Origin of the sequence: Leucobacter celer subsp. astrifaciens (assembly GCF_001273835.1) — a bacterium.
GTDB classification, from domain to species: Bacteria; Actinomycetota; Actinomycetes; order Actinomycetales; family Microbacteriaceae; genus Leucobacter; species Leucobacter celer.
Genome location: NZ_JHEI01000139.1, coordinates 92,110 through 104,144, shown reverse-complemented (window position 1 = coordinate 104,144; position 12,035 = coordinate 92,110). Strand labels below are relative to the sequence as shown.

At 63.6% G+C, this 12,035-nt stretch carries 5 protein-coding genes; 2 read left to right on the top strand and 3 right to left on the bottom strand.

Features of this window, described 5'->3' with window-relative positions; translation table 11 throughout:
• Nucleotides 1–360 precede the first annotated feature (360 nt).
• Complete coding sequence (locus tag AMS65_RS18790; RefSeq protein WP_206541990.1) at nucleotides 361–1,065, bottom strand: hypothetical protein; 705 nt, start codon at nucleotides 1,063–1,065, stop codon at nucleotides 361–363.
• Nucleotides 986–7,057, bottom strand: coding sequence for an ATP-binding protein (locus AMS65_RS18785; protein ID WP_206541989.1), 6,072 nt, complete (start codon nucleotides 7,055–7,057; stop codon nucleotides 986–988). Before AMS65_RS18785 ends, AMS65_RS18790 begins: the two co-directional genes overlap by 80 nt.
• Nucleotides 7,058–7,478: 421 nt before the next feature.
• Between AMS65_RS18785 and AMS65_RS12630 the strand changes: the two genes are divergently transcribed.
• A complete protein-coding gene (locus AMS65_RS12630; protein WP_053384531.1) occupies nucleotides 7,479–7,760 on the top strand; it encodes a hypothetical protein in 282 nt (93 codons plus the stop codon).
• Nucleotides 7,761–8,246: 486 nt separating this feature from the next.
• Here the strand turns inward: AMS65_RS12630 and AMS65_RS12625 are convergent, their stop codons facing one another.
• The gene (locus AMS65_RS12625; protein ID WP_053384530.1) at nucleotides 8,247–10,040 is read right to left on the bottom strand and encodes an ABC-F family ATP-binding cassette domain-containing protein; all 1,794 of its coding nucleotides are present in this window, start codon (nucleotides 10,038–10,040) and stop codon (nucleotides 8,247–8,249) included.
• Nucleotides 10,041–10,124: 84 nt separating this feature from the next.
• Here AMS65_RS12625 and AMS65_RS12620 point away from each other — a divergent pair, with 84 nt between their 5' ends.
• Nucleotides 10,125–11,909: a lipase family protein gene (locus AMS65_RS12620; RefSeq protein WP_053384529.1), complete on the top strand. Its 1,785-nt coding sequence runs from the start codon at nucleotides 10,125–10,127 to the stop codon at nucleotides 11,907–11,909.
• Nucleotides 11,910–12,035 lie beyond the last annotated feature (126 nt).

The following is a 12,035-nucleotide window of genomic DNA, read 5'->3' as shown; positions in this document are numbered from 1 at the left end:
TGGCAGCGAGCGCCACGCCTATCGAGGTGGCACGATGCCGGGCGGCCGGCGACGATGCCGCTGCAAACAACGTGGCCCACAACTGGTCAGGATTGAATCGACCATAGATTTGTGCGAGTTCGTCGTGTGTGGGTCCCGAAGGCTTGGTATGAGTGTGCTTCGGCTTTCTTGCCTTGCTCCGGCCCATGCTATCTCCCTGGCCTACATCGAAGATATAGAGCGTTGTCGCTCTCGGGTGGCTGCGGGCGAATCAGACGCCCGGACTCCGAGCTACCGGGCCCCGCTCCGTCTATCATCAACGCCGAGAACGGATATCCGATGAACGTCCACGACATGCTGGTAGTGCTGCCGGCGGAAAGGTCAGCCATGGATACCGCCCGGAAGCTCCTGGCCCTCAGCTTCAAGCGCGACGACCAAGCTCGATACCACCGATGACAGCGCTGTTGCTCTCCTAATCACCTCACCGTTCCAGTCTGGACTCTCGGCATCGTGTTCGCTGCCATTGGCGGCGAAACGAATGCGACGGAGTGTTTGCAGCGCCCCGTCTCCGAGCTTCTCCGCGTGTTTGGTCCACGCCGCGCCATTTTCCTCGGCGAGTGCAGCCGCGCGGCCAATCAGCCCATGGACGAGATCACCAGCGAGTCGATCGACGAGCTGTGCAGCTTTCAGAGTGGTGCTGGTCTCGGTCTCCTCTGGGCTTGGCTCGGTATCAGCGGCGAATGCGCCGAAGTAAGCCCACGGTCTTCGTCCGGGTGTAAGCCTTTCGATTGCCGCCTCCACCTCGTCCACTTCAGCGAGAGGTAACCGGCCGCTAGGCAGCTGACGGCGAAGCGACCAGAGGCGGAAGATCAGGTCGGCGACCTCAGCTTCAGCGGTGTCCCTCTCAGATCCAGTCTTCTTTTCAAGGCTGGTCATGCGATCCGCAAGATAGTGAGCTATCCAGCGTCCGAGAGTGTCGGTCTGCTCCAGCTCAGCCGCCAGCAGCTTACCTAGTTCCAACACGGCCGTTGAAGTCGTTCCACCCTGTTCCTGGTTGATAGGAGAAGACTCGGAAGTCGTTGTCATGATCGGCGCCACCTCCTTCATTGTCGTCGTCTGAGATGCTGGCATAGCGAGAGCGACGATCTTCGCGCCTCACTCGTACTTCCACGATGAGCGCGGTACCGAGGCGTCCCAACATCTTGTCGAGCGCTTCGGTCGTGATCCGGAGCCGACTGCCTGAAGGTCCATGTGGTTCACGGCCCACGCTAATCTCCGCCCAGGTTTCAGATGCGAAGACGGCGGCGCCGTCTTCGCTGTCCCAGCGAAGGCCACCGTCCTCTGATGCGATGCTGAGTGTCTCCGCAATGTCTGCGGAAGGGCGAGGAAGCTCGGGCGTGAGTTCGATGGAGAGGAGGTCCAATCGATCGATGCCGCCTTCAGAGCGCGGCGTTGACACCCAGCCTTGAAGTTGGAATGGCTGTGAAGAGAACTGGAAGTCTTCGTCGTCGTGGTCAGCTGACGGGATTCGGAAGCTCCAGTAACCGTCAGCAGTTTGCAGGGCACGCACAAGCGCCCCGGCGGTCTCCGGGTTGACTAGAGCTGAAGCGATGTTGATGCTTAGGGATCGGTCGTACTCAGTAACAGACGCTGACTGCCAGACCGTCACCCACCCGTCGGCAGGCTTGAGGGCAGCCAGGAACTCGGATTCGTGAACTTGGTTGCTTCCTCGTGGGCCGACGGTCGCCAAAGGACCAGGAACCGAGCTTCGCTGATCTGTAATCCATCGCCCGTCGTGACGCGCAATGTCGAAATCGGCGAGCCACTCTAGGACGTCCAGATGTTCCTCATCAGGGTCGCGGTACGGAGCAGCAGTCCGCATCAGTCTTCCGGCGATCGTGAGTGCCGCGTGGCGTTCTAGGTAGTAGTCGAGATCCTCAGCTTTAGGGATCTCCCACTTATATCCGTAGGTTTCACCGCTTTCATACACACCTGCGGTCCGCCTCGGGTCCTCTAGACGTTCACCTTTGTCTCTCCATCCCCACTCATCGAGAATGAGAGCGCTCGCCGCATCAAGCACTTCTTGGTGGGTTACGACGAGTGCTTTCGTCAGTTTGCCGAGGACATACTCTTCGAAGTCGGAATCGAATCGGTGCTCACCTCGCGGCGCGCCTTTCATCATTGGGCTGGGGTACGTGGGACGGTGCCAGCTTTCGAGGAGCACGGGCTCTGCAAGCGTGGCCTCCCAGTCGGTCCCAATAGAACGGCCAATTGCTGTGGAGGTCAGTCGCGCAATTGATGAGCAGTGCCCTTGAATCACGACGTGGTCCGGATAACGACCGCTTAGTTCGATCACTGCGGGCACGAGTGCGTCGATGGCGGACGGATCGTCTCGCGCTACTCGCTCGACAGCGACCAGGAACCACTCTGCCGCGCTCATCTCGTATAAGAGGAATCGTTCATCGGCGTACCCAACTGCACCGCCCCGTATGACGGCCAAGTCGAGCGCATCGATCACCTTGCTCGCGCCGAGCTCAATGGCAGTACGCACTGCGTGTGCAGCCTGCCAACGAACTGCTGAGCGCGGGTCGCCTAGCGCGGCCCAGAGGAAGTTGGCTACAGCGATATCGATTGGGTCCGTTAGCACCTTCTCGATGGCTGTCCTGGGGCCGATCCCTAGTTCTCCTTCGAAGGCGGTGAGAGCTTCGCTGAGCACACGGGCAGCCGTGGAAGGTTCAAGGATGACTGAGGCGCCAGCTGCGAGCATGTAGCAGTGATCGGCATCGGCCAATGCCTCCTCAAGACTCAGGTGCTCGAGGGCGCGTTGGAGGAGATCGGTCGTGCGCACCTCCAAGAGATCTGCCGCCGCAGGCAGGTCAAAGCTCATCCAGTTGTGGTGAAGTAGACGGACGCCATGTCGATCGATATAGGTGCCGACTGACTTCTTCAGCGAGTCGACGAAGGATTGAGCCGTTCGAGGGCGCGCGAGGGCCTCGTTCAAGAGCTTGGCCTGCTCATAATCGCTGAGAGCGTCAGAATCCAATGCGGCATCCAGGATCGGGCCCCATTCAAGCGCGGGACGCGTAAAGACCTCTGTGATGAAGAGACTGACACCGTATGAATGAGCCTCTTGCTGAAGTCGGACCGCCGTGTCCACGCCGCTTGTCTGAGTGAGGTCGAGTGCCGCGATCTGCACTTTGCATTCTTCCAGCTGAGCGGCGCGTTCTGCCTCCTCGTCTGGCGTGAGGTCAAAGGTGCTGCTCTGGAACTCGTCAGAGTCAGTGGCACGCGGGGGGTCAGGAAGCGAGGTTTGCGCGAACTCGACGCCGAGCGAGCGTCCAAGTCGATTTGCGAGATTACTTGCAGTAGACAGGGTTCGAGCGTTGAGGGCGCCAGACGCGTCAAGTTCACCGAGCGCGGCGTCGATATCAAGGTTGGTTGAGAAGGGCGCCAGAACGATCGTGAGGTCTGGCCGTCCCGCGAACAGGGCATCATCCCCTTCAACAAGTCCTCTGAACTGCCAGTCGAGTGTCCCAAACCGGCGATCCCTCCACTGCCCAAGAACTCGGAGGACGTTGGTGCCGGAGACGAGCGCGAGTGCAGAGACAAGCTGGTGCTGGTTGAATCCGTCGTACACGATCGGGTCGACAGCCTCGCCGAGGCGAGCGACACGCTGGGCGAGTGCGATCGCATCCAGAGGATCGATCCCAGCAGCTGCCCGTGTGAGGGCGACTATTACATCCCAACGTTGAAGCGCGTCATCGCCCACTCCGGTAGCAGCTTTGGCAGCTCGGTCGAAGTAGCTTCGAGCTTCTGCCTGGCTGAAGCGGTGCAGTCCCCGAGCTATCCGCACTAGCGTGTCGGCCTTGCTGTCGGCCCCTTCATCGCTGCCGGCCAGAGCTTGGCGCGCCGCGTTGGAGAGGTCGAGAACCGCCTGCGCGAAACGGGTGTCGCCACGCAAACCCAGGATCAGGTCGAGCGCACCGGCAATCGGAGCACGAGCAGCGATCGTCTGAATCGCTTGATTGCAAGCGACTGTCACTTCTTCTTCCTCGGAGGCCGCGCTGAGTAAAGGTAAGACCTGCCGAGCGATTCGATTGGACATCGACCAGATCTCATCTTGCGAGTGGTGTTTGGGGTAGCTCGCGATCAGTGCTGCTGCGGTTTGCGGGTCGAGGTTGCCGCGAGCGTACTTTGCCCAGGCGCTGAGCCAGTTGAGCGCGGGACTCAGATAACGATTGAGGGCCTCGTCATTGGACTTCGCGGGATCCTGCTTGCCACGCTTTGCTGGAACTGGAGTCGGCCGGTAATGATTGACGTCGAGTGCCTCGCCCATGAGTTCCGCGCGCAACGCGACTGCGAAGAGGAGGCCCGATCGTCCTGGGCCGTGTCTGTCACCAAGCCCATTGGGCATCGAAGGTGGTAGGCATTCGCGAAGTCGTGCTGCGGCTACGGTTGCGTCGGCGATCGAGTGACGGACAGCAAGTGCGCAAAGCCATGAAGCACCGCGGAACGCGGTATCTTCGGCATTCCGGTGGTCGTATTCTTCGGCGAGAAGGCAGGAACGGAATCGCTTCAGTTTTGTCCATGCGTCGCCTACGACATGCGCATCGATGGTCATGCCAACGCGCTGCATCTCGCCAAGGACGCCAAGCAGTAGTGCGGGATGGGTGGAACTCGCAATCAAGCCCGCCACGTCCTCATCGCTGCCCGATGAAATCAGCATCCGAGCGAGCGCTGCGCTCGATTCCAGGGCGAAGCGAGCTGGACGGCAACCGGATAGATATCGAGCAGCCGGGGCAGGCCCGTCCGTTCGCAGGACCGCCAATGCGATGTGTGCCACTTGCTCCGGAGTGATGCTCTCGTCCCGCGAATACCGCTCCCTCGGGGCGCGTACCCAGGCGGCGATGGCTGACGCTGCTTGCCGTGCTCTGCTCCTGGCTGCACTCGCACCTCCAGTGGTGTGCGCAAGCAAGGCTGCCTCGGAGCCGAGTGTCGATCCCGGCCAGGTCTCTGGGAGTTCTCGCGACGCTATTAGTTCACCGAGCACTCGAGAATCCATCCATGAGCCGGCAAGGTCAGGGTTGTCTCTGATGATCGTGAACTGGCGGCCCTTTCCTGCGCGGCCGGCGCCGGCGCGCATGGCGAGCTGGACGATCGAATCAGGACGGCGTAGCTGGACAGCGGCACGAAGACCGAACTCCACTCGCAGGTTCTCAACTTGGGCACGCTCGACGTCACTCGTTGACGGCAAGGCATCGTCGGTGGAGACAAGGGCGAGGAGTTCGTCATGGAGACTTGCACTCCAGAGAACCTCAGGCAGGGATGACGCGGCGTAAGCGGACGATCCGCTCAGCGCTCGTAACTGCGACGCAGCCTGGGCCGCGACTTCTTGTGTTGCCGGGTGCCGGTCTCGGAAGTATGTTTCGGTTGGCTCGTCGAGGAATTGAACGCTTTGCCCATCCAAGATCAGGCCTCTACCAAGGTCCGATATGAAACTCCGAACGCTCGCGGCCTGCGTGCCGGCAAGTTCCGCAAGCACGTCCAACGGAACACGCGGACGCAAGAGCGTAAGGAGTTGCGCCGCGTGTTCAAGTTCTGCTCGCGATCTGCCAGCGTTGTTAAACGCGTTCGTGACCCGCTCTTGCATGAGGGCGTCAAGCGCCGATGTGGCGCTCGCTAAGCCCGCGACTCGACCAAGAGCGTCATGAATCGTCGCGGTTTCAAACAGCACCGTTGACACGACTCGCGGATTACCCGCGGTTCGATCATGAATCTCTGTAACGTCCAGATTGGTCGCCGACGGGTGAGAGCTTGAAACTACCTTCGCTGTCTCTTCGGGAGTAAACGCTGGCAGCTCGAATGAAACCAGGCCGACGGGAGCCTCAAGGCGGTCGAGACGCTCTGGTCGACAGGTGAGCACGATTCGAACATTCGGGGGAATATCGGACTGTAGCCTGAGGAGGTCGCGCACGAACGATCTGGAATCTGCGTTGTCCTCGGCTGCGATCACAGCGTTGTCGGCCGCGTCCACCACGACGACCAACTGGCGATCTCCGCTCTGCGCGAGCATCTCGCTTGCCTGGCCGAGGCGGCGAACGAAAGCCTTGGTGTATTCCTCGGGCGCGAGATTTCCGCCATGAACAATCGGAAAGCACAGTCCCAGTCCGGCCATCTCAGTCGCGAGTTGAACCAGCCCATCCCGGTGACGATGTCTCGGGCGAGCTGGATTCCGATAGTCACCGTTCCCGAAGCAATCGTAGATAATGACGTCGGCGCGATCAGATAGCAGCTCTGGTAGTGCCCTAGCGAACGTGCTCTTGCCTACGCCGCCCTCTGCAGTAACAACCATCGATCCAGCGGCTTCAAGAATCCGGTCCGCGAGATCCCCATAGGCCTCTCGCGTGATGAAAGGTACGTCGTCGACCAGGCACGGAGCCGGGGAAAGCTCATCCTCTCGACACCCAAACGCGGTGAGGACATCTGCCCTCAGGATTGGGCCGTCCGACTCGGTGCTCGCTCGCGAAGCGACAAGGTCGACAAGAGAGGCAGACACGCGAAGGTCAGCATCGGCCGTGAGGCCACCAATCTCTCGGTCAAGCCCACGCCGGAGAGCTGTAATTCCGGGCTCATTGCCTCGAAGGTCGAGCCGTGAACATAGAGACGCCGCCGCGGCGACGGTGAGTTTCGCAGCATCCCTCAATTTGGCTGCTGGCGATCCTTCTGCGGGCGGCTGACCAGTCGCCAGATCGCACACAGCAACGATCGCTTCTGGGGCAATCGGCTTGTTCGTGACGATAGAAAAACGAACGGTGGCATGGGGATGCTGAGTGTGTAGCGCATCGTCAAGCTGAGCGAACTTGCTGAAGACCTTGCCGACCTCGCCCAGAGTGAGGTTCTCGTCAGAGCGCAGCGTCGAGTGCTTGAACTGGCGCACTTCCAGGGATGTGAAGTTCTCCTCTGGGGGGCCGTAAAACTCGGTAAGGTCTATGACTTCGGAACCGTCCGGTTCTTCCTCCGAAGAGGTTGAGCCAGCTCCCTCCACGACCACTTGCTGGAGGTTGGATGCGGGGCTCAACAGATGCAGTAGACGAGCCGCACCCCAGGTGTAGTGGAATCGATCACCGTCGCGTGATGCGCGCACGCGCTCCGACGCTGTGGATCTGTTTCGCCGAGCGGACGAGCCCTTCGTCGCTGCCACTCTTCATCGCTCCCAGAAAAACGGACAGCGCCAAACTGAACTCGGGTGGCGACTTGCTGTGTCAGTACTGGGCGACATCACCTGGCGGGAACCTCCTACCGGTGACCGGGTCACCTACTGTTCGTTCGACATCACTTCATTCTCCCTCATCTGGGTCTCCGGTCCCGGGCGACACGCATCAAGCGGCCGTTGGCACCGACTCCTCATCCCGCTGCTCCCGCTACACAGAACGTATTTGGTCCTCCACGGCGCATCGCGCCACACTTACTGCGATTGATTCGGCTAAAAGGATGGGCTGATGAGCAACATCGAAACACTGGTTCCAAAGCCGGCCGACATCGGGCTGGCGGCATCTGCTCCACGCGGGCTCGACGTCGCGCTCGGCACCGAGGATCCATTACGACCGTATCTAACTTGGCAGGCCGACGAGGTGGAGGTGCCCCGGTCCGCGCTGACCGCGCTGACGCAGGTGCTCTATAGCTTCACGTACGGCGTCGGTGTGACTGTTTTCTTCACACGCAGGCAAAGCTGGCCACCCAGCGGACTGCTGATGCACTGCAAACATCGCGGCCTTTCATGATCGGTCTGCTTAATGCCGGGTAGAACGAGTACCGCACAGTCAGCACTCACGGCCGAGCGAAGGCAGCGTCGCTGATCCGATATCTGCGCGAAGAGGGCGAGCGCCGCCAGGCTGCGGCTGACACGCCGACTGTGGAGACTCGTGAGCTCGGATTCGCTTATGAAGGTCGTCGGCTACGTCACCAACGTGCGCTATTCCTCCACCCTGCGGGATGTTCTCTGATCCGGGTTGGACTCACCCGACTGGTGTCCACATAGCACAGACCTCCTGCTCCATGCACTCGAGGGGCAGCCTGCAGGGCACACTGTAGCGTCAGATCCGCGATCAGGACGGAATTCCAGCACACTCAGACACCGGTGCGACCTAGCAATCACAACGGCCGACGACGACCTCGACGCAGTCAAGGCTTAGCAGCATCACACCACCGAAGTCCGCCAAGCCCCACAGCTCAACATCTCATTGTTCGCAGCCATGCCTCTCTACCCATCACTCCAATAGGGCAGACAGCTCCAACCAGCGCTCTTCGAGGGCGGAGACTTCTGAGTCCATGGCAGTGATTTTGGCCATCTCAGTGCCGAGGAGCTGATAGTCGGACTGATCGAAATCGGCGAGCTTGGAACGGGATTCCGAGGCCTGCTGTTGGAGCTTCTCAATGCGGCGCTCCAGCGAGGCGAGCTCCTTTTCGGCAGCGCGCTGTTCGGCGCCAGAGAACGCGGACAATGGCTTCTGATCTGGATTTTTTGCGGGTGGCACAGGCGTGGCATCCGACGCGGCGCGGAGCTTCAGGTATTCGTCGACCCCGCTCGGCAGGTGCCGCAGGCGCCGCGACAGGATCGCGTACTGCTGGTCGGTCACGCGCTCGAGGAAGTACCGGTCGTGCGACACCACGATCAGCGTGCCGGGCCACGAGTCGAGCAGATCCTCCATCGCGGCGAGCATGTCGGTATCGAGGTCGTTGGTCGGCTCGTCGAGGATCAGCACATTGGGCTGATCGAGCAGGATGAGCAGCAGCTGGAGCCGCCGCTTCTGCCCGCCCGAGAGGTCCTTCACGGGTGTCGAGAGCTGCGCGCTCGTGAAGCCCATGCGCTCGAGCAGCTGCCCCGGAGTGAGCTCCTGGGCCTTCGATCCCGCGCCCACCGTGAAGCTCGTGCGCAGTCGCCCGATCACCGTGCGCACCGGCTCGTTCAGGTGCGCCTCGAGCTCGTCGAGCCGCTGCGTCAGCGTCGCCACTTTCACGGTCTTGCCGCGCTTCACCCGCCCCGAGGTCGGCTCGACGTCGCCCGAGATGAGGCCCAGCAGCGTCGACTTGCCGGCACCGTTGACACCCAGGATGCCGGTGCGCTCTCCGGGCGCGAGCAGCCACTCGATATCCTCGAGGATCACCCGATCCCCGAAGACCACGCCCGCGTCGAGCAGGTTGACGACCTCCTTGCCGAGGCGCTGCACGGCCATCGACTGCAGGGACACCTTGTCCCGGATCTCGGGCACGTCGGCGATGAGCTCGTTCGCGGCGTCGATGCGGAACTTCGGCTTCGAGGTGCGGGCCGGAGCGCCGCGGCGCAGCCAGGCCAGCTCCTTGCGCGCCAGATTCTGGCGCTTCTGCTCGACCGCCGCGGCCTGACGATCCCGCTCCACCCGCTGCAGGATATAGGCAGCGTACCCGCCCTCGAAGGGTTCGACGATGCGGTCGTGCACCTCCCACGTGGTGTTGCAGACCTCGTCGAGGAACCACCGGTCGTGCGTCACGACCAGCAGTGCCCCCTGCCCCCTCTGCCAGCGCCGCTTCAGGTGCTCCGCCAGCCACGAGATGCCCTCGACGTCGAGGTGGTTCGTCGGCTCGTCGAGGAAGAGCATGTCGTAGTCGCCGACCAGCAACCGTGCGAGCGCTACGCGCCGCCGCTGCCCGCCCGAGAGCGCGTCGAGCGGAGCCTCCCAGCCGAGATCGCCCACGAGCCCCGCGATCACCTCGCGCGTGCGCGGATCCCCCGCCCACTCGTGCTCGGGCCGATCGCCGACGATCGTGCGCCCCACGGTCTCACCGGCCTCGAACACGTCGGCCTGATCGAGCACGCCGATCGTGGTGCCCCCTCGCATGGTCACCTGCCCGCCGTCCGGCTCGCGGCGACCTGCGAGCATCATCAGCAGCGACGACTTGCCGTCGCCATTGCGGCCGACGATACCGATCCGATCGCCCTCGGCGACGCCCAGCGTCACCGAGTCGAACACGGTCTTTGTCGGTACCTCGAGGTGCAGGGCCTCGGCCCCCAGAAGATGCGCCATAACCTCTCCAGTCTAGAGCGCTCGCCTGACGGCGGCGCCTCCCCTATGCCAGAGTGGTACACAGCGGCGATCGCAGGGGGGCGCATGGGGAACTCACGTCAGGAACACGATCGCCACGATGGCCGGCTACCCCTGAGGATCCTGCTCGGGGTCGCCGCAGCGCTTGCAGGCGCCGCGCTGATCCTCGCACCGCTCTCGCCCCGGGCGATCGCCGTCGTCACCGGCATCGGCCTCGTGTTCACAGGGGTCGCCCTCCTGCTGCGCGCGCAGCGGGAGCGCGCCGAGCCGAGCGCGCCGATCGACCGTCTCGGCACCGCACTCGGCATCGCCGTCGTCGCGTTCGGCGCCATCATCGCGCTCTGGCCGAGTGCGGGCGCGCCGTGGCTCGCGTTCCTGGTCGGAGCCGGGCTGATCGCGCACGGCCTGTTCGCGGCGGTGCGAGCGGTGCGCACCCGGAACGCCGGTCGCGCGGCGGAGATCATCGCGGCGAGCGCGGCCGTGATCTTCGGCGCGCTGAGTTTCACCTGGCCCGTGCTCACCCTCGAGATCTTCCGCTTCGGCGTGGGCGCCTGGTTCGTGTTCTTCGGGCTCCAGACGCTCGTGTCCCTGCTGCTCCACCGGGATCGGTCCGCACCGCGGCGGCGATCCCGGGCCCCCGGCTGGGTGCGCACGATCGGCGCCTGCGCCGCGCTCGCCCTCGCGCTCCTGTTCGCCGCGGGCAGCGGCGCGATACTCGGCGGCGCACCACTGCCCGCACCAGGTCCGTTCTACGCCGCACCCGCGGACGCACCCGCTGAGCCCGGGCGACTGCTGCGATCCGAGCCGCTCGTCGACGGCGTGCCGGCGGGCGCCCAGGCCTGGCGGATCCTCTACACCACCGCACACCCCGATGGCTCGCCCGCGATCTCGAGCGGTACCGTACTCGCCCCGAAGCAGCGCGGCGAGGATCCACTCCCCCTGCTCACCGTCGCGCACGGCACCACCGGCGTCGCGGCCGAGTGCGCCCCGTCGCTCAGCGCGACCCCGTTCGCCGACGGCGCCGGAACCGCGCTCGAGGAGATGGTCGTGCAGCACGGCTGGGTCGCGGTGACGTCCGACTACATCGGACTCGGCACCTCCGGAACGCACCCGTACCTGATCGGGGACGCCGAAGCGCGCAACGTACTCGACGCGTCCCGCGCGGTGCAGCAGTTCGAGCAGATCCGCACCACCGCGGACACCGTGGTCTGGGGTCACTCGCAGGGTGGCCAAGGAGCGCTCTGGACCGGCCAGATCGCGGACGACTACGCACCCGAGCTCTCCATCAAGGGTGTCGCCGCCTTCGCTCCCGCGGCCGACCTCTTCGGTCTGGCGGAGGCCGATAAGACCGAAGCGGCGGGCAAGACCGTGTCGGCCTACATCGCCGCCACCTGGGACCGCATCTACCCGGAGCTCGAACTCGAGCGGCATCTGACGCCGGGGTCGGCGGGCGGTGTGGAGAAGATCGAGAAGCTCTGCTTCAACGGCGCCGACGTGCTCGCGGCGATCCTGCGCGGCACGCAGGTGCCGAACCAGATCTTCCCCGACAGCCTGCTCGACGGGGCCTTCGGCGACCGGCTCAAGGCTCAGGAGCCGAAAGGGCCGTTCCCCGCGCCGGTCATGGTCGCCCAGGGCCTCGCCGATCCGCTCGTCAAGCCGGGGATGCAGCACGACTGGGTCGAAGCACGATGCCGGGCGGGTGAGCAGATCGACTATCGCACTTTCCCGGGGCTCAGCCACAACTCTCTGGTGGCCGCGGACTCGCCGCTCACCCCGCAGATCGTGCAGTGGACGCTCGACCGCTGGAGCGGCGCACCGGCTACTCCCAACTGCGACGAGCTGCCGGAGTAATCGCGCCCGGTGCCCGCGGTCCGGCCTGTTCCTGGGCCTGAGCCCGGGTCCGGCCTGCACTGGTACCTGCACCTGTGCGCAGCCGGATCCTCGCCCACGCCTCTCCGGCGCCGTCTATGCTGGGAC

Excerpts from the sequence above, each read along its gene's own strand:
- AMS65_RS18790 (WP_206541990.1), bottom strand. The coding sequence starts at position 1,065 with ATGACAACGACTTCCGAGTCTTCTCCTATCAACCAGGAACAGGGTGGA.
- AMS65_RS12630 (WP_053384531.1), top strand. The coding sequence starts at position 7,479 with ATGAGCAACATCGAAACACTGGTTCCAAAGCCGGCCGACATCGGGCTG.
- AMS65_RS12625 (WP_053384530.1), bottom strand. The coding sequence starts at position 10,040 with ATGGCGCATCTTCTGGGGGCCGAGGCCCTGCACCTCGAGGTACCGACA.
- AMS65_RS12620 (WP_053384529.1), top strand. The coding sequence starts at position 10,125 with ATGGGGAACTCACGTCAGGAACACGATCGCCACGATGGCCGGCTACCC.